Raw genomic sequence first — 24654 nt, forward strand, 5'->3', positions numbered from 1 at the left:
CGATGGCGTACTTTCTCGGGCAGCGGCTCGCCGAGCTCGTCATGTTTGGCCCGATAGTCCTGCTCGTCGTGTGGTTGGCGACTCGTCGCCTGCGGCGTAAACCATCTCAGCAGAATCACTGGGAGCACGCGGTACGGACGTGCGCTGCGAATCCCGCCTTCCACTTGGGACAGATCGTCGAAGTGCTTTCGAGCGATGCGGAGCAAGGAGAGCACGCGCGAATCGCATGGCATGACACCGGCGTAGAGCAAGAGATCTGGTTCGGTGATGCCTGGCCGCTGGAAGGCGTGTGGGTGGTGGTGAGTGGCGCCAACGGAGACGGTGCCGCTGAACGTAACCCACAGGTCTTTTACGTGTCGGAAGTTCATGACATCATCGTGTTGTGAACGCCGAAAGCGCTGACTACTCGAACGGAACGGGTGGCATCCTGACTACCTGGGCGGCGTAGCTCAGTCCGGCGCCGTATCCGATGAGCAGGGCCAGATCGCCCGGCTTGGCGGCGCCGGTGGACAGCAGGCCCTCCATGGCCAACGGCACCGAAGCGGCAGAGGTGTTGCCCGTGTGTTCGATGTCGTTGGCGATCACCGCATCCGAACGCAAGTGCAGGTTCTTGGCCAAGAGTTCGTTGATCCGGCTGTTGGCCTGGTGTGGGACGAAGACGTCGATATCCTCCGGGCCCACCTTGGCTGCTTCCAGGGCGCGCTGGCCCACCTTGCCCATTTCAAATGCGGCCCAACGGAATACAGAGGTTCCTTCGATGCGCAGATAGGGGCGCGGGCCCTCCGGGTCGGGCGCTGCCGCGAAGTCCATCCAGTCGATATCCTGCCGAATGGCGTTGGCCTGGCTGCCGTCGCTGCCCCATACCGTGGGGCCGATACCCTGTTCGGCGGTCTCGCCGACGACAACCGCACCGGCCCCGTCGCCGAAGATGAAGCAGTTGCCGCGGTCGGTCATATCCAGCGCGGGGGAGAGCTTTTCGGAGCCGATGACCAGCACCTTGCTGGCGCTGCCACCGCGGATCATGTCGCCCGCCACGCCCACCGCGTATCCGAACCCGGCACAGCCGGCGGACAGGTCGAATGCCGGGACGCCTTGGGCCCCCAGCGCGGTGGCGACGGCCGGGGCGGATGCCGGTGTCTGCAGGTAGTGGGTGCTGGTGGCGACGATCACCGCGTCGATCTCGGCGCCGGTGAGCAGGGCGTTGGCGATGGCCTTACGTCCGGCTTCGATGGCCAGGGTCTGGGCGGATTCTTCCTTGGCAGCGAACCGGCGGGTCTTGATACCGGTGCGGGTGTAGATCCACTCGTCGGAGGACTCGATGTGCTCGCAGATCTCTTCGTTGGTGACGACGCGTTCGGGACGGTATGCCCCCAGGCTGAGCAGGCCGATCTTGTTGATGCCGGTGATCTCCGCGATGTCGGTCATGAGGAGACCATAGCGGGACCATCCGAACGTCTAACCCCAGGCATGTACCTGATTCTGTGCCGCCTCCAGGCCCAGGCGGATCAGCAGCTCGGTCGCGTCGACGCCTTGCTCACACAGCAACGGAACCTGTTCGGTCTCCGTCTTGGCGAAATTCTCCAGTACGAAGGCGGCTGGGTCCTTGCGGCCGGGTGGGCGACCGACACCCAGACGGACCCGCAGATAGTCCTTGGTGCCCAGTGATTGCGATATCGAGCGCAGCCCGTTGTGGCCACCCTCGCCGCCGCCGAGCTTGAGTCGCACGGTGCCGAAGTCGAGATCCAGCTCGTCGTGCATCACGATGACGTTCCCGGGGGGAACTGAAAAGAATTTGGCCAGTGCGGCCACTTGAGGGCCGGATGTGTTCATGAACGTGCGTGGCTTGGCCAGATTCACGGCCCGGCCGCCGAGGCGAATCGTTGTCGCCTCGGCGCCGGACTTCTTGTGCGGCTTGAATGTTGCGCCGTCCTTGGCCGCCAACAGGTCGGCAACCATGAATCCGAGGTTGTGCCGGGTCTTGGCATAGGTCGGCCCGGGGTTTCCCAGGCCGACCACCAGCACGGCGTCGTCGGATACGTCGGGCACGTCTTACTCCTCGGAGGAGCCCTCGGCGGCCTCGTCCGCGGCGGGAGCCTCAGCGGCACCTTCACCGCCGCCACCCTCGGCGTCCATCTCGTCGGCGGTCGGGGCCGCGACGACGTTGACGACCAGGGTCTCGGGATCGGAGATCAGGGTGGAGCCCTTGGGCAGCTCGATCGATCCGGCGGTGATCTGGGTGCCCGCTGCCAGGCCTTCGACCGACACGGTGAGGAACTCGGGGATGGACAGCGCCTCGGCCTCGATCTCCAGGGTGTTGGCGTCCTGGGTGACCAGGGTGCCGCTCTCGGCGTCGCCCTCGACGTGGACGTTCACCTCAACGGTGACCTTCTCGCCCTTGCGCACGACCAGCAGGTCGGCGTGCACCAGGTTGCGGCGGATGGGGTGGATCTCGATGGTCTTGGTGAGGGCCAGCTGCTCGTGGCCTTCGATGTCCAAGGTCAAGATGGCGTTGGTGCCGGTGTGGCGCAGCACGGCCGCGAAGTCGCGGGCCGGCAGGTTCAGGTGCTCGGGGGTGGTGCCGTGGCCGTACAGGACCGCGGGAACCAGGCCGTCGCGGCGGGCGCGGCGCGAGGCGCCCTTACCCGTGTCCGTGCGGACGGTGACGGTGAGGTTATTGCTGGTGGGGGCGTTCTTCTGGGACATCTGGTCAACTCCTTGCGTTTCGTGAGACACGGCGCAGGGAGGACATCAGGATGACGCCCGTGATCCCGTCGATAACGGTGGGAAGACCCACCCTCGCCGTGACAGCCCGTTCAGAGTAGCCGAGCCCGGACCTGAAAGACCAATCAGTGCAGGGGTCAGAGGGGGAACGACACCCCGGTGAGCTGCTCGGACAGGTCCCACAGGCCCTTTGCGCTCTCGGCGTCCTGGGCTCTGCGGCTACGGCCCACCGGCTTGGGGTAGCCCTTGGCTTCGAACGGGCCGTCCGGCCCGATGTACGTGTCGCCCGGCAGGTCCTGGGAAGCGGCGTACAGCGACGGCAGGGCGCCGTGTGCGGCATCCTGCGCAAAAAGGTTGCCGGTCTTCAACGCGATCTCGAAGATCGGGTTCCCGCTGTGCGACTGCAGCTCGGTGGCCGCCACACCCGGATGGACGGTCAGCGCGCGAACGGACGATCCGGCCGCGCTCAGCCGGCGCTGCAGCTCCTTGGTGAACAGCAGATTGGCGAGCTTGGATGCGCCGTACGCGCCGGCGCGGGTGTATCCACGCCGCTCGTAGTTGAGGTCGGCGAGATCGATCTTCCCGGCGCGATGAGCGACCGATGCCACCGCGATCACGCGGTCGGTGATCTTGGGGAGCAGCAGGTTGGTGAGCGCGAATGCGCCGAGATGGTTTGTGCCGATTTGGCTTTCGAAGCCATCGACGGTCTTGGCCTGCGGCACCATCATGATGCCGGCGTTGTTCACCAGGATGTCGGCGGTGTCGATGGTGTCGGCGAAGGCGCGCACCGACGCCAGATCGGCGACATCGACCTGACGCACCTCGGTGCTTCCCGTGATCGAGGACTGGGAGGCCTTGCCCTTCTCGGTGTTGCGCACCGCCATGACGACATGAGCGCCCACGCGAGCCAGCTCGCGGGCGGTCTCCAGGCCGAGTCCGCTATTGGCTCCGGTGATGATGACGGTGCGGCCTTCGAATGACGGCAGCGCCGCGGCGGTCCATTTGGTCACGGGAGCTGACCCTAACGGTCGCGGCCGATACCGTCGAGGGTGTGACTTTTGAGGCAGACGTCGACGCCTTCCTTTCGGGCTTGAACACCCCGCCCCGCCTTCTCGGCATCGGAGAACCGACCCATGGGCCGCAGGAGTTCGGGTATCTGCGCAACCGGCTGCTTCGTCACCTTGTGGCCGAGCGCGGCTTCCGGTCGGTCGCGCTGGAGAGTGACGCCGTGGCCGGATTCGCCGTTGACCGATATGTGACGGCAGGGGAGGGCACGCTCGACGACGTGCTCGACGCCGGATTCAGCCATGGGTTCGGTGCCTACCCGGCCAGCCGCGAGCTCGTCGAGTGGCTGCGCGACTGGAACGGCGGCCGAGGCCCCGGCGACCAGGTGCGGTTCTACGGTTTCGACGCCACCACCGAGATGATGGCGTCACCGAGCCCGCGCGACACCCTCCTTGCGGTGCACAGGTATCTGTCGAACGGTGGCGTCGACCTGCCCTACTCGGAGGAGGTGATCACCGATCTGGTGGGTGAGGATGCCGCCTGGTCTCATCCGGACGCCATGCTCGATGCCACCGTCTCGATCGGTCGATCGGCTCCGGCACGCGCATTGCGGCTGATTGCCGATGAACTCGTGATCGCGTTGGAGAGGCACGCCCCCTCGTTGCGTGCCTCAACCTCGCCGCGGCAGTTCTGGCAGATGCGCACCGTCGCCCGCGCGGCCGTGAGCCTGCTGCGGGCACATTTCGCGATGGCCGACCCTGGCCCGCATCGCATGTCCACCATGTTGGGTGTCCGAGATGCGCTCATGGCCGAGAATCTGGAGGCTATCGCCGAGGCCGAAATGCATAGGGGCCCAACGTTGGTGTTCGCCCACAACGAGCACCTGCAGCGTCATCAGAGCACGGTGTCCATGGGCTCTGCGCAGGCGAGTTGGTGGTGTGCCGGAGCACTTGTCGACTCGGCTGGTCGCGTCCCGTACGCGGTCATCGCGAGCGATTTCGGCACCCGTGAGGCCTCGAACATCGGTGTGCCGCACGCTGCCACCCTGCAGGGCTGGATGTGGAGCTGGGACGCCGACCGGATCCTCTTTCCCGTACGCGAGATACCGGCCCAACTGCTCGCTCGCCAGGACGTGGCTCCGCAGACGGGCTGTTATCCGATCGATCCCGCCCACGTGGCGGGCGTGGACGCCATCGCATTCATTCGGCGCCTCAGCGCTTCGTGATCTTCAGGCCGCCGGTGAGGATGGCGACGTCCTTGGCCAATGCCGATGCCTGCGCCTCGGTGGTGGTCACCGTGAGCTGTACGAGGTAGTGCAGTGGTCCGTCCGGCACGATGACGTCCCGATTCCATGCGTGCACCCGTACGTTCTGGTTGTCGTAGGTGCCCTCGATGGCGGCGGACGGATATCCCTGAAAGTCATCCAGGGATGAGCTGATCTTCTGAAAGCCCTGAGCGTTCTGCGCGTCGACGAACCCGTGCTCGGTGATCGCCGTGCGCACCTCCAGGGGGCCCTCCAGCCTGATGAGGTAGATCACCGCACTCGGTGTTCGTCCTTGATCGGCCGCGCTGGGTTTGTCACTGACCAGGTAGGCGGGTTCGAACGCGCCCAGGTTCTCCCAGCCTTCGGGCAGCGGCATCTCGACACGCACGTTCGCGGAACTCTCCGGCGATACCGGGACGACCATGACGCCGGCGTTTTGCAGGTACTCGTTCATCGACGTCGGTGTGGTGGTGGGTGTCACCGCGGTGCTCGATGTCGAGCTGCTTGACGAACTGGCTTGTGGTTCGGGTTGTTTCGACTCGCATCCGGCCGCCGCGAGCGCCATCAGGCACCCCGCGACCAGCGCGGCGCTACGCATTCCCGTCGAAAAGTCCTGTTACCGAACCGTTCTCGAAGACTTCGCGGATGGTGCTGGCCAGCAGCGGCGCAATCGACAGCACGGTCAGCTGCGGGAAGCGCTTCTCCTCACCGATGGGCAGTGTGTTGGTGACCAGTACCTCGCGGGCACCACAGTTGGCCAGGCGCTCGGCGGCGGGGTCGGACAGCACGCCGTGAGTGGCGGCGATCACGACGTCCTTGGCACCGGCCTCGTGCAGCAGCCCGACGGCCCCGGCGATGGTGCCGCCGGTGTCGATCATGTCGTCGGTGATAACGCAGGTCTTGCCGGTGACGTCACCGACAACGCGGTTGGCCTTGACCTGGTTGGGCACTCGCGGGTCACGTGTCTTGTGGATGAAGGCCAGCGGCACACCACCCAGGGAGTCGGCCCACTTCTCGGCGACGCGCACGCGTCCGGAGTCCGGCGACACGACGACGACATCTTCGCCATTGCTCACGTAGTGCTCGGCGATGTATCCACACAGCAGCGACTGGGCGCGCATGTGATCCACCGGTCCGTCGAAGAAGCCCTGAATCTGGTCGGTGTGCAGGTCCACCGTGACGATGCGGTCGGCGCCCGCGGTCTTGTACAGGTCGGCCACCAGGCGGGCCGAGATCGGCTCGCGGCCACGGTGCTTCTTGTCCTGGCGCGCGTAGGGGTAGAACGGCAGGATCGCGGTGATGCGCTTGGCGCTGCCGCGCTTGAGCGCATCGATCATGATCAGCTGTTCCATCAGCCACGTGTTCAGCGGCGCCGGATGCGATTGCAGGACGAATGCGTCGCAGCCGCGCACCGACTCCTCGAAGCGCACGAAGATCTCGCCATTGGCGAAATCGCGGGCGGTCTGCGCGGTCACCTGGACGTCTAGTTCCTTGGCGACCTGTTCGGCCAGTTCAGGGTGCGCACGACCCGAGAACAGCATCAGATTTTTGCGGTTATCGGTCCAGTCGGTGCTCACGGCGCAGCTAGTCCTCTTGGGTTCGTAATTTTGGGCTTTACAAGGACGGAGCCAGGTACCGGCCCGCCGGGATAATGGTACGGACCTTTCCCCGGTGACTGGGAGCGGGTTGCCGGAATTTGAACGCGAGATGTCCAACCCCGGTTTTCGGTGGCCGTGTTCGCCCTCGGTGGTCAGGAATCCCTGGACGCTTCTTCGGCGGCCTTGGCCGCGTCGCTTCCGGGGCGTTTCTGCGATACCCAGCCTTCGATGTTGCGCTGTGGACCGGCCGACACCGCCAGCGCGCCCGGCGGCACGTCCTCGCGAATGACCGTGCCCGCGCCGGTGTACGCGCCGTCGCCGACGGTCACGGGCGCCACGAACATGGTGTCCGACCCGGTCTTCACGTGCGAGCCGATCACGGTGCGCCGCTTGGTTTCTCCGTCGTAGTTGACGAACACGCTGGACGCTCCGATGTTGCTGTGCTCGCCGATGTCGGCGTCTCCCACGTAGGTCAGGTGCGGCACCTTGGTGCCCCGGCCCACCGTGGAGTTCTTGACCTCCACAAACGCGCCCAGCTTGGCGCTCTCACCGGTCACCGTGCCCGGTCGCAGGTAGGTGTACGGCCCGATCACCGATCGCGCGCCGATGGTGGCGCCCTGGCCGTGGGTGCGGATGACGGTGGCGGAGTCGCCGACCGTGACGTCGATGAGGGTGGTGTCGGGGCCGATGTGGCAGTGGCTGCCGATGACGGTCTGCGAGTGCAGCTGGGTGCCGGGGGCGATGGTTGCGTCCTGCCCGATCCGGACGTCGACATCGATCCAGGTGCTTGACGGGTCGACGATGGTGACTCCGGCGCGCTGATGGAATCGGATGATCCGCCGATTCAGCTCGGCGCCCATTTCAGAGAGCTGCACCCGGTCGTTGACGCCGGCCACCAGCGCACTGTCATCAACGTGGTTGGCGTGCACCACTTTTCCGCCCTGGCGGATGATCGACACGGCGTCGGTGAGGTACAACTCGTGCTGTGCGTTGTCCGAGCGCAGCTGAGACAGCGCCGCATGCAGCGGCCCGATGTCGAAGGCGTACACGCCGGCGTTGACCTCACCGATGGCGCGTTGGCTGTCGGTGGCGTCGGTCTGCTCGACGATCGCGATGACCTCGCGGTCCTGGGTGCGCAGGATGCGCCCGTAGCCGGTGGGATCGGCCAGGGTGGTGGTCAGCAGGGTGGCCGCGGCGGGCTCGGCCTTATGCCGGTTGATGAGGCCGGCGAGCGTTTCCCCGTCGAGTAGGGGGATGTCGCCGGAGGTGACGACGACGGTGCCGGCGAAGTCCGGGGGCAGCGCCTGGAGGCCGCATGCCACGGCGTGCCCGGTGCCAAGCTGCTGTTCCTGCACGGCGACGCCGATCTCACGGTGGAGCGATTCGGCGAGTATCTCCACTGCGGTGGCGATGCGTTCGCGGTCGTGTCCCAGCACGATCACCAGGTGCTCGGGGTTGACGCTGGCGGCGGCATGTACCGAATGCGCCAACATCGAGCGGCCGCCGAGGGTATGCAACACCTTGGGGATGTCCGAACACATGCGGGTACCGGCGCCCGCGGCCAGCACGATTACTGCAGTCCCAGCGGAATTGCCTGGCATTTCCTACTCCCTACTGCTCCGTCGCCAGGACTCGAACCTGAACTATCTGAACCAAAATCAGAGGTGCTGCCGATTACACCACGACGGACTGTTACAGAATGAAGACTGTAGTCGACCAAGGAGCGAGGCTTGCCCGAGCGACATCAGGTCAACAAGCTCGGTCGTGCGACCGAGGAAAGTGATGGCACATGGCGGTACCTAGCAGGCCTGATGGTCCCGGGCGGACTCCTCGCGTCCGGATGGCCGGCACCGAGCGCCGCCGCCAGCTGATCGATGTCGCGCGGTCGTTGTTCGCCGAACGTGGTTACGAGGCCACGTCTATAGAAGAGATCGCCCAACGCGCCGGAGTTTCCAAGCCTGTCGTGTACGAGCATTTCGGCGGCAAGGAGGGCCTTTACGCCGTCGTGGTGGATCGCGAGATGTCGGTGCTGCTCGACGGCATCACCTCGTCGCTGACGAGTTATCGCTCGCGGGTGCGGCTGGAACAGGTGGCGTTGGCGCTGCTGAGCTATATCGAGGACCGCACCGACGGGTTCCGGATCCTGATCCGGGACTCTCCGCCCGGGGTCAGCTCGGGGACGTATTCGAGCCTGCTCAACGACGCGGTCAGTCAGGTGTCGAGTATCCTGGCGGGCGACTTTCAGCGTCGGGGACTGGATGCCGAGATGGCGCCGCTGTATGCGCAGGCGTTGGTGGGGCAGGTATCGATGACGGCTCAGTGGTGGCTCGATGCGCGAGAGCCCAAAAAGGAAGTGGTTGCGGCGCACATCGTCAACCTGTGTTGGCATGGCCTGAAGCATCTGGAAGCAGATCCGCAGCTACAGGAGGAATGAGTCTTCGGACAGGAACATCTGCGCGCTCCGCATCGTTGGACATGACGGGTGGCTCGCTCAGGAGGTGGTCGGTGGTGACAGGGATTCGCCTGGTTCTCGGGGCCGCGGCTGCCGTCGCGATCGGCGTGATGGGCGCTCCCGTTGCGGCCGCAGACGACTGCAGTGGTCCGCTGACCGCGCGGGTGTGCGTGAAGCCGGGCAACGCCGAGTTGCACTCCACGCCGAATCGGGAGTTCATCCCCGATGTTCCGCAGGCTTCGCCGTGGCTGGTCGTGGGTGGCACCGGCTCGGGTATCTGGATCCCATAACCGAACGTGCCGCCGGGCCGAACCGGTGCGTGACATGCGCCGATCACCTAGAATTTAAGTCGTTGGGGTTGACCACAGGATGAGGTGTTTGTCATGACGTCAGTAGTTGTGCGATGGGCAGTGGTCGGGGCTGCCGCGGCCGCGTTGGGCGCCTTGCCTGTGTCGCTGGCTTCGGTTGCCGCAGCCGATCCGCAGTGCGCGGACCCGGCCATGTGTCAGTCCGAGCCGCCCAATCCCGAGAACTGCAACGGTGGACCCGACGACATGGTGTGCACTCGTGCGGGGGATGCGGAACTGCACTCTTCGCCGAACCCGGCAGACATTCCGCCGGTGCCCCAGGCCGAGACTCCGCCCTGGATGGTTTTCGGTAACCCCGGTATGGGCGGCCACTAACCGGTAACCCCGGGGCAACACCGACCTCGGTAATTGTTTTCCGATCCTAACGAGTCTAATGTTGACTCGTTAGGAAATCTAAGCATTTAAAGGGGTGTTGTCCCATGCCTGGCCTTCGATATGCCATGGCGGTGGTGGTGGCGGGTCTGCTGGCAGCGGTACCCGTCGGTGCCGGTTCGGTGGATGTAGAGAGTTCCGTCCGTGGCGGTCACGGACATTGCGCGCAGCCTCGGACTGGATCAGAGGTGTGCATAACTCCGGGTGATGCCGAGCTGCGATCGTGGCCGGATCCGGCCGATCTGCCGACGCCACCTGACGTTCCGATACGCCCGGACAATCTCTGAGGCGGTCGAGGCCCACAACCTTCGCGATATCTTCAAAAAAGCTGTGAACTAGCTGTATGACGTGCGAAAAGCGCCTAAAATCAGACTCTGGGGTCGATCGATAGGCGAGGTGGTCGTCATGACGTCAACAGTGATGCGGTGGGTGGTGGCGGGAGCCGCCGCGGCGGCGCTGGTCGTCACGCCCGCGGTACTTGCCCCCACGGCTGCGGCAGAGCAGCCGTGCGCGGATCCGGCGATGTGCCAGGCACCGACACCGGGGCCGGTGCACGAGGATGCCGAGCTGCACTCGAAACCAAATCCAGCGGACATGCCGCAGGCCCCGCAGAGCGGGATGCCGCCGTGGCAGATGATCAACGCCCCGGGGGAAGCGCGTAACCACCCCTGAGCCTTGGCATCGTCGGGCATCAGCTGTGAACTGGCTGGGAATTGTGCCGGTCTGATGGCATCTTGAGACGGCGCGACTTATCGTCTTGCTCATGATGTTTGTGCTGGTACGGCGTGCGGCGCTGCTTGTGGCGGCGGGTGTGACCATCGGTATGCCGCTAGCGTTGGGGGTATCGCACGCCGACCCCCCGTGCGCGCCGGGCGCGCCCGCATGCGCGCTACCCACGGCAGTTGTGCCGCCGGCAGGTGCCCACGAAAAGTGCAGTGCGCCAAAGCCGGGCGAAGAGGTCTGCGCCGAGCCCGGTGATGCCGAGCTCCACTCGACTCCGACCGCTCACGTCCCGGCACCGCCGTTGACGGTTGCCCCGACCAAGAGCGGTGCCGCGCTCTAACGCGCGCCGCAGTCCCGCGAGAGCAGATCGGCGATCGTCTCGCGACGTACCAGCTCGCGTACCCGTCCGTCGCGGACCGCGAGCACCGGGGGACGCCCGACCAGGTTGTAGGACGAGGCCATGCTGTGGTTGTACGCACCGGTGCAGGCCACCGCCAGGACGTCGCCGGGGCGCACGTCGGACGGCAGGCTGACATCGCGGGCGATCTCGTCGCCGGATTCGCAGTGCCGCCCGGCCACCGTCACTAGTTGCGGTGGGGCAGAAGGGTGTCTATTGGCCAGTGCGACACTGTATTTAGCGTCGTACAGCGAGACTCGCGGATTGTCGCTCATGCCGCCGTCGACGGCCACGAAGGTGCGCCCGCCGGGCTGGGTCTTGACCGACACCACCCGGTACAGCGTCACTCCCGCGCGTGCGGAGATGGCGCGACCGGGCTCCACCACAACGCGAGGCCGCGGGAAACGCTCGGCCGCGCAGGCGGCGTCGAGGGCGTCGTCGATGAAATCGGCGAGCTCGGCCAGGTCGAGTTCGGGGTCACCCGAGCGGTAGGGAACGCCGTGGCCGCCACCGATATTGAGTTCACCCAGGATCACGCCGTGCTTGGCGCGGATATCGGCCATCGCGGCGATCATGCGGCGAATGGTCTCGCCGTAGAGCGCGCAGTCCGTGACCTGTGAACCGATGTGGCAGTGCAGGCCGACCAGGTTCAACAGGGGCTGGTCCAGCACCCGGCGGACGGCCTCGGTGGCGTGCCCGCTGTGTAACGGGAATCCGAACTTCTGATCGGTGACGCCCGTCGTTACCGCGGCGTGCCCGTGTATGTCGATATCGGGGGTAACCCGTACCAGTACACGCTGGCGTTTCTTGAGTCGAGTCGCCAGGAACATGATTTCGGTATTGGAATCCAGCACGATCCGGCTCACGCCGACCGCGGCCGCGTCACTGAGCTCGTCAGGGGTCTTGGCGTTGCCGTGCATGATGATTCGTTTCGGGTCGAAGCCGCCCGCAAGTGCGGTCGCCAACTCGCCGGAAGAGCAGACATCCAGCGACAGCCCCTCTTGCGCCACCCAGCGCGCGATATCGGTCGTCAGCAGCGCCTTGCTGGCGTACGCGATCTCTATCTCGCGCAGGGCACGGCGATAATGACGGGCGCGGTGGCGGAAATCCTCCTCGTCGACCACGTAGGCGGGGGTGCGGAATTGGTCGGCGATTTCCGAGAGCGCCGTCTCTCCGACGCACATCCGGCCCTGCTCGTCCAGGTGTGTGGTGACCGGCCACACGGCCGGGTCGACGCGCGGTCGCGCCACGTTATGTAAGGACGGCAGGAGGTCCAGAAGTGTCATGCATCTACCGTGCGCCTGTGGCGACCCCATGCGGAGTTTCTTGACGTGGCCTTGACGGTGATGGGCCCGATCTTTTCGAGATCTGGGCGCCGTAGAATGAACGCACCATGACTGTGACTGCCCCGCCTCTCGCCGGGGTGATCCGGACAGCCTTGCGGGATCCCGCGTTCGATGTTCTTGCCCCGGCCCTCGCCGCCAAGACCGGCCTTGATCTGACGGCACCGTCGTGTGCCCGCCCACTCGTCGTCACCGGTATGGCCGATGCGAGCGACGCGCCTGTCCTGGTGGTGACGGCCACCACCCGGGAAGCGCAAGATCTGGCCGCCGAGCTGCGCGACGTGTACGGCGACGCGGTCACCCTGCTGCCGTCATGGGAGACGCTTCCGCACGAACGGCTGTCACCCGGCGTCGACACCGTGGGTGCCCGATTGCAGGTGCTGCACCGGCTCGCCCATCCGGAGGATTCCCGGATGGGGCCCGCACTGCGGGTGGTTGTCACGACGGTTCGTTCACTGTTGCAGCCGATGTCTCCCGAGCTGTTCGATCTGGAGCCGGTGGAGCTCACCGTGGGTGCCGAGTCGGAATTCGACGGGCTGATCGCGCGCCTGGTCGAGCTCGCGTACACCAGGGTGGACATGGTGGCCGGCCGCGGTGAGTTCGCGGTGCGCGGTGGCATTCTCGACGTCTTCAGTCCCACCGCAGACCATCCGGTGCGTGTGGAGTTCTGGGGCGACGAGGTCAGCGAGATGCGCTACTTCTCCGTCGCCGACCAGCGATCGATCCCCGAGCTGCAGGTCACCTCCGTGCTCGCGATGCCCTGCCGCGAACTGCTCCTCACCGAACAGGTGCGCACGCGAGCGGCCGAGCTCGCGGCGGCGGCGGGAGACTCCGGTAGTGCCGAGGGCGAGCACCGGCTCGGCACCGGGCTGGGGGAGATGCTGGCCAAGCTGGCCGACGGAATCTGCGTCGACGGAATGGAATCGCTACTGCCCGTACTGCATTCGGGTGAGCTGACCATACTGGTGGACCACCTGCCCGAGGGCACTCCCGTACTGATCTGCGATCCCGAGAAGGTGCGCACCCGGGCGGCGGATCTGGAGCGCACCGGCCGGGAGTTTCTGGAGGCATCCTGGTCGGTCGCCGCGATCGGCGCCGATGCGCCGATCGATGTTGCCGCGCTGGCAGACTCGGGATTTCGGGAGCTTGTTGACGTCAAGCACGCGGCAGACGAAAGCGGACATCCGTGGTGGTCACTGAGCCCGCTCAGCATGGGCGACGATCAGGCGATCGATCTCGCGGTACGGCCATCGCCGTCCTCGCGCGGCCACAAAGAGGGTGCGGCAGAGATCTTCGCAATGCTGCGCGCCCACGTGATGACGGGCGGACGGGCCGTGGTGGTGGCCGCCGGTGCGGGCACCACCCACCGGATCATCGAGCAGCTGGCCGAAACGGAAACGCCGGCAAAGCTGTTGGAGCCCAGGGCGGAGCCCGTCGAGGGTGTTGTCGGAGTGCTGCGCGGCCACCTCACCGACGGTGTGGTGCTCGCGGGGGCCAATATCGTCATCGTCACCGAGACGGACCTCACCGGCAGCCGAGTCGCGGCCACCGATGGCAAGCGGTTACCCGCCAAGCGCCGCAACCAGGTTGACCCGCTGGCCCTTGCCGCCGGCGATCTGGTTGTGCACGACCAGCACGGTATCGGGCGATTCGTGGAGATGGTGGAACGCACCGTCGGTGGCGCCCGTCGCGAGTATCTGGTGCTCGAGTATGCATCCGGTAAGCGTGGCGCCGCCGCCGGTGGGCAGAGCGATCGCCTGTACGTGCCGATGGACTCCCTCGATCAGCTGTCCCGGTACGTGGGTGGCGAATCGCCCGGCCTGAGCCGTCTCGGCGGCAGCGACTGGGCCAATACGAAGACCAAGGCGCGCAAGGCCGTTCGCGAGATCGCGGGTGAGCTTGTGGCGCTGTACGCGGCGCGCCAGGCCGCTCCCGGACATGCCTTCGCGGCGGACACTCCGTGGCAGCGCGAGATGGAAGACGCCTTCGGGTTTGTCGAGACGGTTGATCAGCTGACCGCCATCACCGAGGTGAAATCCGATATGGAGAAGCCGGTTCCGATGGACCGGGTGGTGTGCGGCGACGTGGGCTACGGCAAGACCGAGATCGCGGTACGCGCGGCGTTCAAGGCCGTCCAGGACGGTAAGCAAGTCGCTGTGCTGGTGCCCACGACGCTGCTGGCCGATCAGCATCTGCAGACGTTCACCAGTCGCACCGCGGGATTCCCGGTGAAGGTGGCGGGCCTGTCACGATTCACCGACCCCGCCACCTCGAAGCTGGTTATCGAGGGAATGGCCGATGGCTCAGTCGATATCGTCATCGGCACGCACCGGCTGCTGCAGACCGCGGTGCGGTGGAAGGACCTCGGTCTGGTGATCGTCGACGAGGAGCAGCGATTCGGCGTCGAACACAAGGAACACATCAAGGCGCTGCGCACCCATGTCGACGTTCTGACCATGAGCGCCACCCCGATTCCCCGCACCCTGGAGATGAGCCTGGCGGGCATCCGGGAGATGTCGACCATCCTGACCCCGCCCGAAGAGCGTTACCCCGTGCTCACCTACGTCGGTCCGCATGACGACAAACAGGTGGCGGCCGCCCTACGACGTGAGCTGCTGCGCGACGGTCAGGCGTTCTACGTGCACAACCGGGTGATCTCCATCGATCGGGCCGCCGCGCGCATACGCGATCTGGTTCCTGAGGCCAGAGTCGTTGTCGCGCATGGTCAAATGCCTGAGGAACTGCTTGAGCGCACCGTCGAGGGGTTCTGGAACCGCGAGTACGACATCCTGGTGTGCACCACCATCATCGAGACGGGGCTGGACATCTCCAACGCCAACACCCTGATCGTGGAGCGGGCGGATATCTTCGGGCTGTCGCAGCTGCACCAGCTGCGCGGGCGCGTCGGTCGCAGCCGTGAGCGCGGCTACGCCTACTTCCTGTATTCGCCGGAGGTGCCGCTGACCGAGACCGCATACGACAGGCTCTCGACTATCGCGCAGAACAACGATCTGGGTGCCGGCATGGCCGTGGCCATGAAGGATCTGGAGATCCGTGGCGCGGGCAATGTGCTCGGTGTCGAGCAATCCGGACACGTCGCCGGGGTGGGTTTCGATCTGTACGTCCGGCTGGTCGGCGAGGCTGTCGAGGCGTATCGCGCGGCGGCCGACGGCAAGACGGTGCAGACCGCCGAGGAGCCCAAGGAGGTGCGTATCGATCTGCCGGTCGATGCGCACCTGCCCACGGACTACATCGGTAGCGATCGGCTGCGCCTGGAGGCATACCGCAGGCTGGCGGCGGCCGGGGACGCCGCGCAGATCGGCGCGGCGGTCGAGGAGCTCGTCGACCGTTACGGTCCGCTGCCGCTTCCGGTGCAGCGACTGGTCGCGGTGGCCTCGCTGCGTTTGCTGTGTCGTGAGATGGAGATCACCGATCTTTCGGTGGTCGGTACCAACATCCGAATACAGCCGTTGCCGCTTCTGGACTCGGCGCAATTGCGGCTCAAACGTTTGCATCCGGCGGCGCAGTATCGCGCGACGACTTCCGTTGTGCAGGTGCCTATCCCGCGCGCCGGTGACGGGGGTGTGGGTTCGGAGCGCATCCGCGACCTGGAGCTGGTGCACATGATCGTCGATCTGCTGCTGGCGTTGTCGGGGCGTCCCGCGGGCAGTGTTGATATAACACCAGTGGAGGTGAGCAAATGACCGTCATCCTTGTGGATCCGCGCCATCCGTCGATGGTCCCGGTCGAGGCTGTCGGTTTGCTTGCCGGTGATCTGCAGTACACCGAGGAGCTTCCCGTCCGGCTGGCGTGGTCGCTGTCGACCGCGCGGCCGGTGTACATCGGCGAGGACGCACCGGCGCTGTTGTCCTCGGACCGCAACCATCCCGAGGTGAAGGCGCGGATCGCGGCCGGGGCCACGGTCATCGCACCGCCGGTGCGGCAGGGCGAGAAGCTCATCGACGCGGTGGCGGTGATGGATCGGCTGCGTACTAACGGCCCCTGGGAGGGCACCCAGACCCACGATTCGCTGCGGCGGTATCTGCTCGAAGAGACCTACGAGCTGTTCGACGCGGTGCGCACCGGTGACGTCGACGAGCTTCGTGAAGAGCTGGGGGATGTGCTGCTGCAGGTGCTGTTTCACGCCCGCATCGCCGAGGACGCCCCGGAGCATCCGTTCAATATCGACGATGTCGCCGAGGCGCTGCTGAACAAGTTGGGCAACCGTATTCCGGTGATACTCGGCGCCGGTGGCGATTCCAGCTCGATCTCGCTGGAAGAGCAACTGGCGCAATGGGAAGAGCGGAAGGCGCAGGAGAAGGATCGCGACTCCTGTCTGGATGGCGTGTCCAGCAGTCAGCCCGCGCTCGCGCTCACCCAAAAGGTGCTCGGCCGAGTGACGGCCGCTGGTCTACCGAGCGAGTTGATTCCGGCGCAGCTGCTGTCGGTGACCATCGAGCTGGATGGGGATGCCGAGAACCAGTTGCGCGCAGATGTTTTGGAGTTCATGGACACCGTGCGACGCGCCGAGAAGGGCATCCTGGCGGATCGCCGGGGCGAGGACACCGCCGCCGGGTTGGCCAGCGCCGATCTGCGTGGTGTCGATGCCGGGGAATGGCGCGCGCATTGGCTGAGGAATCCGGTTGAGGCACCTGCCGACGACGCCGGTGAGGTACCCGCCAAGAGCTAGGTAGCTCGGGAAACCGTGCGACGGGACTTTGTGCCCGGTGTCGTGTGACCGTGGTCCGCACAGCATTTGCACAGTATTTAGGTACGCCATACCTTATCCACGTGGTGTTATCGGACGCGGTCCCCAATCTGTTGATTGGCCTGAGAGAGGGTCTCGAAGCAGGACTTGTGGTGAGCATCCTGCTCGCCGCTGTCCATCGTTCACCGCTGGCGGCCGACGGGCGCAGGGCCACCGAGCCGGTGTGGTTGGGCGTGCTCGGGGCGCTGTCGGTATCGGCGAGCTTCGCGGCGGTGCTCACCTCCACGACCAGCTCGCTCGGGGCAAACGGCCAGGACGTGGTGGGCGGTCTGCTCAGCATCCTTGCCGTCGGATTGGTCACCGCGATGATCTTCTGGATGTCGCGCACCGCCGCCAGCCTCTCCGGTGAGCTGTCCGGCAAGGTGGAGCACGCGCTCACACTCGGCGCGGGTGCGCTGGCCCTGACGGCGTTCCTGGCGGTCGCCCGCGAGGGACTAGAGACCACACTGTTCTTTTGGACCGCGGCCAAGGCAGCGGGGGAGACCACCGGGCCGGTGATCGGCGGCACCCTCGGCCTGGCCATTGCGGTCGCGCTGTGCTGGCTGCTGTACCGCCGCGCGGTGAAGCTCAACCTCAAAGTGTTCTTCACCCGCACGGCGGTGGTGCTCATTGTGATCGCCGCCGGAATCCTGGCGTACGGCATCGGGGACCTGCAGACCGCGGGCTGGCTGCCCGGGCGCACCTGGTACGCCTTCGATCTGAGTCAACGCATTTCCGCGGACTCCTGGTGGGTCACCATCGTCACCGGCATCACCCAGCTCACCCCGCGGATGACCGTGCTGCAGGTGGTGGCCTGGGCTGGATACCTGATACTGGTGATACCGCCGTTCCTGCGGGTATCGCGCGAAAGCCATTCGCCCACTGGCGCGTCCGAGCTCGACGGGGAACCCTCTGCCTTCGCGCGGTTGATCGGCCGGCGCCCATTCGCGGTCGCCGCGACCATCGTGGTGGTGCCGGTGCTCGTGGCGGCCGCGGTGATTGCGATTCTGCCGTCCGCCAACCGTGATGCCGATACGCACGTCACCGTGACGGCTAGCGGGTGCGCCGACGACTGGGCGTCCGCGGGTACCGGCCTGCAGACGTTCTCTGTCGTCAACAAGTCGGGCAAGACCGGTGAGATCAACCTGGTCGACGGCAATAACGGTGTGGTCGCCGAGATCGAGACTCTGGGCCCGTCGACCAGCGCCACACTCACCGCGACGCTATCGGACGGCACGTACAAGTTCGCGTGTCTGATGGCCGGAGAGCCCGCCAGATACTCGGCATCCCAACAAGTCCGGGGGAAGGCTGTTCCCGGAGCGCCGCAGCCGGTGGTCAGGGTGACCGAGGACGATCTCAAGCCGCCCCTGGAGGCCTACCAGCGTTACGCGAACAACCTCCTGGCGGTGCTGGGCACCCAGGCACGGGCCCTTCGTGCCGACCTTGTGGCGGGCAACATCGAAGCGGCCAAGAAGGATTGGCTGCCGGCGATTCTGACCTGGAATCGAATCGGTGCGGCGTACGGCAGCTTCAAGGACTATGGGGATGCCATCGCCGGGCTGCCGCATGGGCTCCCCGACGGGGTGAACGATCCCGATTTCAAGGGCTTACGGCGCCTGGAGTACGGGTTGTGGCACGGGCAGCCCTCGTCGACGTTGGTACCGGTGGCGGACGAGCTGGTCTCCACCATCGACACACTGCGCGCCAACCTGGCGGACGTGATGACCGAGCCGGCCGACCAGACGAAACGCCCACACGAAATCCTCGAGGACACCTTGCGATTCCAGCTCATGGGCTACACGAATCAGGGAGCGGGAACCGAGTATGCGGAGGCGGCAGCGGCGGTCGAGGCCACCCGTGCGGTGCTAGGCCAGTTCTCTGTGCTGATCGACGCCCGTACACCGAAGTTGTTGGCAGAGAGCAATTCCCAGCTCGACATCCTTGACGCCGCACTCAGGGCGACGCAGCAGGGTCGGCAGTGGCGTCCGCTCGAGCAGGTGCCGTTGGCCGGTCGCCAGGCGGTGGATGCCGCGCTGGGGCAGGTACTCGAGACGCTCGCCTCGGTACCGCTGCTCATCGAACTTCCGCCGAGCCGATGACCAAGGAGGCGCGCAACATGGATGTCAACCGCAGGAACTTCCTCCGCGGCGCGGCTATCGGGGCGGCCGGCACGGCCGTAACGGGCGCGGTGCTGGCCCACGGCGCCGAGGTCGATGCGAACGCGGCGGCAGTGGCGTCGCCCCCGAGTAGGTACCCCTTTCACGGGGCCAAGCAATCGGGAATCCTCACCCCGGTGCCCGCCGAGAAGCAGAACTTCGCCTGTCACGTGGCATTCGACGTCACGTCAAAGAACAGGGATGCGCTGGCTGCGACCTTCAAAAAGTTGACCGAGCGGGCACGGTTCCTCTGTACCGGCGGCACCCCACCCGAGCTGGGGGTGGGGCAACCGCCGGCGGATAGCGAGGTGGTCGGGCCCGTGGTCGAGGCCGATGGTCTCACCGTCACAGTGGCCGTCGGGTCGAGCCTGTTCGATAAGCGATTCGGGCTGACGGACCGCAAGCCTGCCAAGCTCAAACCAATGACTGTGTTTCCCAACGACTTTCCCGACGCGGCGTGGACGCATGGTGATCTGCTGGTTCAGCTGTGTGCCCACAATCCCGATACGGTGCATCACGCACTGCGCGACATCACCCGCGCGGTGCGGGGCGATCTGCAGATGCGTTGGCGTATCGAGGGATACAACTCGCCCCCGCGCCCGTCCGGAACGGGACGAAACCTCTTGGGATTCAAGGACGGCACCGCCAACCCGGTGTCAAACGATGCCGAAAAGCTGATCTGGGTCGGCGATGATGAACCGGCCTGGACCGCGGATGGCACCTACATGGTGGTGCGCCTCATCCGGATGCTCGTCGAGTTCTGGGACCGGGTTTCCATCAATGAGCAGGAGCGGATGTTCGGTCGACGTCGTGACAGCGGCGCACCGCTGGACGGGAACAACGAGTTCGATACCCCCAACTACACGACTGATCCCGAAGGTCAGACCATTCCTCTTGATGCGCATATCCGGCTGGCCAACCCGCGCACCACGGAAACCGACAACCAGCGGCTGGTCCGGCGCTCCTACAACTACGACCTGGGCGTGGAACCGAACGGGAACATGCAGTCGGGGCACGTCTTCGTCTGTTTCCAGCAGGACCTTGAGCGCCAGTTCGAAACCGTGCAGAACCGGTTGAACGACGAGCCTCTCGTCGACTATGTGCAGCCGTTCGGGGGTGGGTACTTTTTCGCCCTGCCGGGTGTCGTCGATGAGAACGACTGGTATGGCAGGGCCCTGCTCAGCTAGCCGAAGAGCGCTTGACCCCAATACTCCTTGGCGCCCAGGCCCGGTGGACAGGCGAAGATCGCCGACCCGGTGTGCAAGATGTATTCGTTGAGGGCGTCCTCGGTGGCCAGCTTGCGCTGCATCGGGATGAACTGCGATTGCGGATTGCGCACGAAGGCGATGAAGAACAGCCCCGCGTCCAAATGTCCGAACCCGTCCGAGCCATCGGTGAAGTTGTACCCGCGGCGCAAGATCTCGATACCGCCCAGTTCTTCGGCGGAAGCCAGTCTCACGTGCGCGTCCACGTCCAGCAGCGGTTCCCCGTCGGGTTTCTTGCCGGTGAAGTCGATGGCCGCGAACTCGTCGCTCTGACCGATCGGCGCACCAGATCCCTTGGAGCGACCGATGACCCGTTCCTGCTCGTTGAGTACGGTGCGGTCCCAGCTCTCGATGAGCATCCGGATGCGCCGCGCCACCAGGTAGGTGCCGCCGGTCATCCATTCGGGGTTATCGCCCTTGGCCACCCAGACGCTGGTGTCCACCTTCCCGGTGTCTTCGGCCTTGATGTTGCGGGTGCCGTCCTTGAATCCGAACAGGTTTCGCGGCGTCACCTGGGACCGGCTGGTCGAGGAGGTGCGGCCGAATCCCAGCTGCGACCACTTGACGGCGACGGTTCCGAAGCCCACCCGGGCCAGGTTGCGAATGGCATGGACCGCGACCTGCGGGTCGTCGGCGCAGGCCTGAATGCAGATATCGCCTCCACAGCGGGCGGGGTCCAGCTTCTCGTTACGGAACTTCGGCAGTTCCTGCAGGGGTGCCGGTAGCTTGTCGGCGATGCCGAACCGGTCCACCCCGTCCTTGCGGAAGAACGAAGGACCGAAGCCGATCGTGAGGGTCAGCGCGGAGGCGGCCAGGTCCAATGCCTCGCCCGTATCGGTAGGCGGGGCATAGGGATTGCCGTCGATCGCACCGCCCGGTGTGGTCTCCTCGCCCTGGGACATCCGCTCGGCCATCTCGGTCCATTGGCGCAGCATGGCCTGCACCTCGCCGCGGGTGGCATTGGGCATCACGTCGAAGGCGCAGAAGTGCATCCGGTCCTGCGCCGGGGTGGTGATCCCGGCCTGGTGCTCGCCGCGGAACGGGACCTTGACGTTGTCCGGTCCGACGCTGGCCGCGCTCGCGCGGCCGCCCAGCACTCCCGCTCCCGCAGCGCCGGCCACGGCGGCGGTAACCCCCGCCGCGCCCAGCAGCTTGCGGCGGTTGAAGCCGTTACCGTCCGGCGATGACACCTTGCACCTCGCTGACCTCCTTGGACAACGCGTCGATCGCATGTGCGAGCTCGATGCGCTGATCTTGGGTCACCGTGTCGTAGAAGACGAATCCGTCACCCTTGCGGTACTTGCCCAGCAGTGTGTCGACTTCCTTGAACCGCTTGTCGATCGCCTGTCCCAGTTCGGGTTTGCGCTCATCGAGGATCGGGCGCACGGTAGCGACCGCGTTCTGCGAGCCGTCCACGTTGGCCTGGAAGTCCCACAGATCGGTGTGGCTGAAGGCCTCTTCCTCGCCGGAGATCTTCGTCCTGGCCACCTCGTCGAGCAGAGTCTGCGCTCCACCGGCGATCTTGGTGGTGTTGATGTCGAAGTCCTTGGCGCGCACGCCGTCCGAGAGCTCCTTGATGTCCTTGAGCAGCTGATCGGCGATCGCGTCGGTATCGGGCTGCAGGCCGGTCACCCACAGGTCCTTCTCCAGCCGGTGGTAGCCGGTCCACTTCTCGCCGGGCTGAAGGTCGGCCTCGCGCAAGTCGATTCGCGGGTCCAGGTCGTTGGGGAAGGCCTCGGCGACCGGCTCGATCCGCTCGTAGTACACGCGGCTGGTCGGGTACTGCGCCTTCGCCGAGGCGATGTCCTTGGCCTTGACCGCCTCGACGAACTTGGCGGCGGATTCACTGAGGGCGTCCACCTGGCTGATCACGTAACCCCGGTAACGGTCCGTGGCGTCCTTGAACTTGCCCTCGGCGTCGAGCTTCACCGCGGCTCCGGTGATTGTGAAATCGCCGCGGATGCCGTCGCCGATCATGCCGGGCTTGCAGGCGGTCTGATACGTGCCGGGCTCGGTGAACTGCACGATGAGCTTGCGGTTGATGCCCGAGCCGATGTTCTCGACCTCACCGAGCGCGCGGTCGCCCTTGTCGTAGACGTAGAACTCGGTGACCTTGGACCCGTTGTTGGTCACCTTGAAAGTGACTGGGCCCGTGGTGGCCTCGGTCTTGGACACGTCGCAGCTGGTGTCGGTGGCGGTCACGGTGATTTCTTGGCCCGCACCGGCGGCACCGCTTTCGGCAGGCTCCTTGGGGGTGCAGGCAGCCAAGGTCGTACCGGTGGCCATCGCAAGCGCGGCGGCTACGTAGGCGAGTGATGGTTTCATCCAGCGGTCCTCTCGGGTTGGGCTTCTGTGGTGTTGGTGGTGGGTGCCTTGGGCCCAGTGGCCACAGGACGTAGGAAGAGGCCGAGCACGATCACCAGGTAGGTGATCCAGCCCGCCAGTTGCAGCACTGTCGGAGTCGGTGTCACGTTGAAGATTCCGCGCAGCAGCTCGCCATACCAGGCGCTCCAGTCGAACCAGCCGGTGATGTCAAAGGCCTTGCGCGACAGCCCGGGAAGCCATCCGACGGTCTGGAGGGCGCCGATGCCATAGGAAAGAATGCCTGCGGCCACCACCACCAGGAAGGCGCCGGTGTACTTGAAGAACTTGCTCAAGTTGATTCTGACCGCGCCGCGGTACATGCCATAGGACAACGCGGCCGCGGCAGCGACTCCGGTGACCAGTCCGGCTAGGGGCCAGGCGGTTTCGGCCTTGGCGTACCCGACCATGAACAGGGCCGTCTCGACTCCCTCACGCCCGACCGACAGGAACGCCACAGTCAGGACCGCCAACGAGCCGGCCTCCAGCGCCTGGGCCATGCCCTGGCGCAGTTCCCCGGCGATGCTGGCGGCGGCGGTGCGCATCCACAGCACCATGGTGGTCACGATCGCCACCGCGACCAGTGAGGCCACCCCGGCGATCGCTTCGGCGCCCAGGTCGCTGATGGTGTTACTGCCGAAGTGGATCGTCACGAAGACGAGCAAGGTCATCGCGATGGCACCGGCCACGCCCAACCACACCCAGCGCAGCGCGTCGCGGCGGTTCGACTTGACCAGGAACGCCACCAGGATGGTGACGACGATTCCGCATTCAAGGCCTTCGCGCAGTCCGATGAGGCCGCTGCTGAAGTATTGCGAGAAGTGTGTCGGCCCGTCGGCTAGGACGCCGATACTGCGCATGTCCAGGGTCCTTTTCCTTCATGTGACTTTGGCTAGCCAACGCTTGCCAAGGTGCGGCTGACCTTACCTGAACAGGTCCTGTGGAAGCGATGGCAGCGCATCGGTTGCATCCGTGTGTGTCCAGCTCATGCGACGATGGAAGGCAATCCATCGCACCGTCTAGGAGTTCCGTCGTGTCGTCCCTCGCCGTGCGCTCCTTGTCGGCGCGCTTAGTGCGGATCGTGCTCGTCGTCTCCATTTCGATGTTTCTGCTGGCAGCGGGCTGTTCCTGGCAGTTGGGCGGGCGTACGCCGCTACCGCAGGGGGTGCCGCCGCCCGCCGGTGATCCGGTGCCCGACATCGAGACGCCGCCCGCGCAGATCCATGGCCGTCCCGCCGACCAGCTCCGTGACTGGTCCACTCCACGTGCCCAGAAGACGGGAATCCCCGTCATCGCCCTTGAGGCGTACGCGTACGCGGCCAAGGTTGCCGAGCGCGAGAACCCACGGTGCAAGATCGCGTGGACGACGCTGGCCGGAATTGGCACCGTCGAGAGCCACAACGGCACCTACCACGGCGCCGAACTGCACCCCAACGGCGACGCACTGCCGCCGATCCGCGGGGTTCGCCTGGACGGATCCAATGGAAACCTGCGGCTTCCGGACACGGACAAGGGCCTCTTGGACGGCGACGCGAACCAGGACCGGGCGATGGGGCCCATGCAGTTCATCCCCGAGACCTGGCGCATCTACGGTGTCCGCGCCGCAGGTGAGGGCGACCCCAGCCCCGACAACATCGACGATGCGGCGTTGTCGGCGGCGGGATACCTGTGCTCGCGCGGTGGCGACCTGAGCACCACCGAGGGCTGGATCAAGGCGCTGTGGGCGTACAACATGTCGGACGTGTACGCCGAGCAGGTACGGGATTGGGCCACGGCCTACGCCAAGGGCGGGTCGCTGTAGCACTAGTCTGTACCCGATGTTCTTCGCCCGAGTGGCTCATCAACATACGACGTCGGAACCGCAGCACCCCTAAGGAGAGAC

24 protein-coding genes and 1 tRNA gene are annotated in these 24654 nt (G+C 65.8%); 13 read left to right on the forward strand and 12 right to left on the reverse strand.

The window, feature by feature from the left end; translation table 11 throughout:
• Positions 1–2 precede the first annotated feature (2 nt).
• The gene (locus tag MSTE_RS05415) at positions 3–386 is read left to right on the forward strand and encodes a hypothetical protein (RefSeq protein WP_096499580.1); all 384 of its coding nucleotides are present in this window, start codon (positions 3–5) and stop codon (positions 384–386) included.
• A gap of 16 nt (positions 387–402) precedes the next feature.
• Here the strand turns inward: MSTE_RS05415 and MSTE_RS05420 are convergent, their stop codons facing one another.
• From MSTE_RS05420 to MSTE_RS05435, 4 genes are all read right to left on the reverse strand, one after another.
• Positions 403–1425: a beta-ketoacyl-ACP synthase III gene (locus tag MSTE_RS05420; protein WP_096499582.1), complete on the reverse strand. Its 1023-nt coding sequence runs from the start codon at positions 1423–1425 to the stop codon at positions 403–405.
• Positions 1426–1455: 30 nt separating this feature from the next.
• The gene (pth, locus tag MSTE_RS05425) at positions 1456–2022 is read right to left on the reverse strand and encodes an aminoacyl-tRNA hydrolase (protein WP_162291567.1); all 567 of its coding nucleotides are present in this window, start codon (positions 2020–2022) and stop codon (positions 1456–1458) included.
• A 27-nt stretch (positions 2023–2049) separates the two neighbouring features.
• Positions 2050–2703, reverse strand: a complete 654-nt coding sequence (locus MSTE_RS05430) for a 50S ribosomal protein L25/general stress protein Ctc (RefSeq protein WP_096499586.1) — start codon at positions 2701–2703, stop codon at positions 2050–2052.
• A 155-nt stretch (positions 2704–2858) separates the two neighbouring features.
• A complete protein-coding gene (locus tag MSTE_RS05435; RefSeq protein WP_096505469.1) occupies positions 2859–3731 on the reverse strand; it encodes an oxidoreductase in 873 nt (290 codons plus the stop codon).
• Between the two features lie 41 nt (positions 3732–3772).
• Between MSTE_RS05435 and MSTE_RS05440 the strand changes: the two genes are divergently transcribed.
• Complete coding sequence (locus MSTE_RS05440) at positions 3773–4951, forward strand: erythromycin esterase family protein (RefSeq protein ID WP_157997644.1); 1179 nt, start codon at positions 3773–3775, stop codon at positions 4949–4951.
• Here the strand turns inward: MSTE_RS05440 and MSTE_RS05445 are convergent.
• The 4 genes from MSTE_RS05445 to MSTE_RS05460 form a co-directional block, all read right to left on the reverse strand.
• Complete coding sequence (locus tag MSTE_RS05445) at positions 4938–5588, reverse strand: LpqN/LpqT family lipoprotein (RefSeq protein WP_096499590.1); 651 nt, start codon at positions 5586–5588, stop codon at positions 4938–4940. The two genes, MSTE_RS05440 and MSTE_RS05445, sit on opposite strands and share 14 nt — an antisense overlap.
• The gene (locus MSTE_RS05450) at positions 5581–6567 is read right to left on the reverse strand and encodes a ribose-phosphate diphosphokinase (RefSeq protein ID WP_005059141.1); all 987 of its coding nucleotides are present in this window, start codon (positions 6565–6567) and stop codon (positions 5581–5583) included. The genes MSTE_RS05445 and MSTE_RS05450 overlap by 8 nt, the downstream gene beginning before the upstream one ends.
• Before the next feature lie 173 nt (positions 6568–6740).
• Positions 6741–8189, reverse strand: coding sequence for a bifunctional UDP-N-acetylglucosamine diphosphorylase/glucosamine-1-phosphate N-acetyltransferase GlmU (gene glmU, locus MSTE_RS05455; RefSeq protein ID WP_096499592.1), 1449 nt, complete (start codon positions 8187–8189; stop codon positions 6741–6743).
• A gap of 16 nt (positions 8190–8205) precedes the next feature.
• Positions 8206–8277, reverse strand: a tRNA-Gln gene (locus MSTE_RS05460).
• Positions 8278–8428: 151 nt separating this feature from the next.
• Between MSTE_RS05460 and MSTE_RS05465 the strand changes: the two genes are divergently transcribed.
• The 6 genes from MSTE_RS05465 (at position 8429) to MSTE_RS05490 (ending at position 10843) form a co-directional block, all read left to right on the forward strand.
• Positions 8429–9022, forward strand: coding sequence for a TetR/AcrR family transcriptional regulator (locus MSTE_RS05465; protein WP_030094579.1), 594 nt, complete (start codon positions 8429–8431; stop codon positions 9020–9022).
• Positions 9023–9150: 128 nt separating this feature from the next.
• Positions 9151–9330 (forward strand): hypothetical protein, encoded by a 180-nt coding sequence (locus MSTE_RS05470; RefSeq protein WP_044104543.1) that lies wholly within the window; start codon positions 9151–9153, stop codon positions 9328–9330.
• Positions 9331–9423: 93 nt separating this feature from the next.
• Positions 9424–9723 carry a hypothetical protein gene (locus MSTE_RS05475; protein WP_096499596.1) on the forward strand — a complete coding sequence of 100 codons (300 nt, stop codon included), beginning with the start codon at positions 9424–9426 and terminating at the stop codon, positions 9721–9723.
• 104 nt (positions 9724–9827) lie between these two features.
• Positions 9828–10067 carry a hypothetical protein gene (locus tag MSTE_RS05480; protein ID WP_096499598.1) on the forward strand — a complete coding sequence of 80 codons (240 nt, stop codon included), beginning with the start codon at positions 9828–9830 and terminating at the stop codon, positions 10065–10067.
• A gap of 118 nt (positions 10068–10185) precedes the next feature.
• A complete protein-coding gene (locus MSTE_RS05485; protein ID WP_096505471.1) occupies positions 10186–10452 on the forward strand; it encodes a hypothetical protein in 267 nt (88 codons plus the stop codon).
• A gap of 91 nt (positions 10453–10543) precedes the next feature.
• Positions 10544–10843: a hypothetical protein gene (locus MSTE_RS05490; protein ID WP_096499600.1), complete on the forward strand. Its 300-nt coding sequence runs from the start codon at positions 10544–10546 to the stop codon at positions 10841–10843.
• On the opposite strand, the gene lysA is transcribed toward MSTE_RS05490, so the two are convergent.
• Complete coding sequence (lysA, locus tag MSTE_RS05495) at positions 10840–12186, reverse strand: diaminopimelate decarboxylase (protein ID WP_096499602.1); 1347 nt, start codon at positions 12184–12186, stop codon at positions 10840–10842. The two genes, MSTE_RS05490 and lysA, sit on opposite strands and share 4 nt — an antisense overlap.
• Before the next feature lie 107 nt (positions 12187–12293).
• Here lysA and mfd point away from each other — a divergent pair, with 107 nt between their 5' ends.
• The 4 genes from mfd to efeB (MSTE_RS05515) all read left to right on the forward strand — a co-directional run bounded on the left by mfd (position 12294) and on the right by efeB (MSTE_RS05515) (position 20333).
• Complete coding sequence (gene mfd, locus MSTE_RS05500; protein WP_096499604.1) at positions 12294–15947, forward strand: transcription-repair coupling factor; 3654 nt, start codon at positions 12294–12296, stop codon at positions 15945–15947.
• Positions 15944–16933 carry a nucleoside triphosphate pyrophosphohydrolase gene (locus tag MSTE_RS05505; RefSeq protein WP_096499606.1) on the forward strand — a complete coding sequence of 330 codons (990 nt, stop codon included), beginning with the start codon at positions 15944–15946 and terminating at the stop codon, positions 16931–16933. The genes mfd and MSTE_RS05505 overlap by 4 nt, the downstream gene beginning before the upstream one ends.
• Before the next feature lie 101 nt (positions 16934–17034).
• Positions 17035–19089, forward strand: coding sequence for an iron uptake transporter permease EfeU (gene efeU / locus MSTE_RS05510; protein WP_096499608.1), 2055 nt, complete (start codon positions 17035–17037; stop codon positions 19087–19089).
• Positions 19090–19106: 17 nt separating this feature from the next.
• The gene (efeB, locus tag MSTE_RS05515; RefSeq protein ID WP_162291371.1) at positions 19107–20333 is read left to right on the forward strand and encodes an iron uptake transporter deferrochelatase/peroxidase subunit; all 1227 of its coding nucleotides are present in this window, start codon (positions 19107–19109) and stop codon (positions 20331–20333) included.
• Here the strand turns inward: efeB (MSTE_RS05515) and efeB (MSTE_RS05520) are convergent.
• Genes efeB (MSTE_RS05520) through efeU (MSTE_RS05530) form a run of 3 tightly spaced genes read right to left on the reverse strand, consistent with a single transcriptional unit; the run spans position 20330 to position 23632 of the window.
• A complete protein-coding gene (gene efeB / locus MSTE_RS05520) occupies positions 20330–21601 on the reverse strand; it encodes an iron uptake transporter deferrochelatase/peroxidase subunit (protein WP_096499612.1) in 1272 nt (423 codons plus the stop codon). The genes efeB (MSTE_RS05515) and efeB (MSTE_RS05520) overlap by 4 nt on opposite strands.
• Entirely contained in the window at positions 21582–22736 is a 1155-nt protein-coding gene (gene efeO / locus MSTE_RS05525; RefSeq protein ID WP_096499614.1) for an iron uptake system protein EfeO, read from the reverse strand. The genes efeB (MSTE_RS05520) and efeO overlap by 20 nt, the downstream gene beginning before the upstream one ends.
• A complete protein-coding gene (efeU, locus tag MSTE_RS05530; RefSeq protein WP_096499616.1) occupies positions 22733–23632 on the reverse strand; it encodes an iron uptake transporter permease EfeU in 900 nt (299 codons plus the stop codon). Before efeU (MSTE_RS05530) ends, efeO begins: the two co-directional genes overlap by 4 nt.
• Positions 23633–23805: 173 nt before the next feature.
• On the opposite strand from efeU (MSTE_RS05530), the gene MSTE_RS05535 reads away from it, so the two are divergent.
• Positions 23806–24573: a lytic transglycosylase domain-containing protein gene (locus MSTE_RS05535; RefSeq protein WP_096499618.1), complete on the forward strand. Its 768-nt coding sequence runs from the start codon at positions 23806–23808 to the stop codon at positions 24571–24573.
• The last annotated feature ends 81 nt before the right edge of the window (positions 24574–24654 follow it).

It is taken from the genome of [Mycobacterium] stephanolepidis, from assembly GCF_002356335.1.
In the GTDB taxonomy this organism is placed as follows: domain Bacteria; phylum Actinomycetota; class Actinomycetes; order Mycobacteriales; family Mycobacteriaceae; genus Mycobacterium; species Mycobacterium stephanolepidis.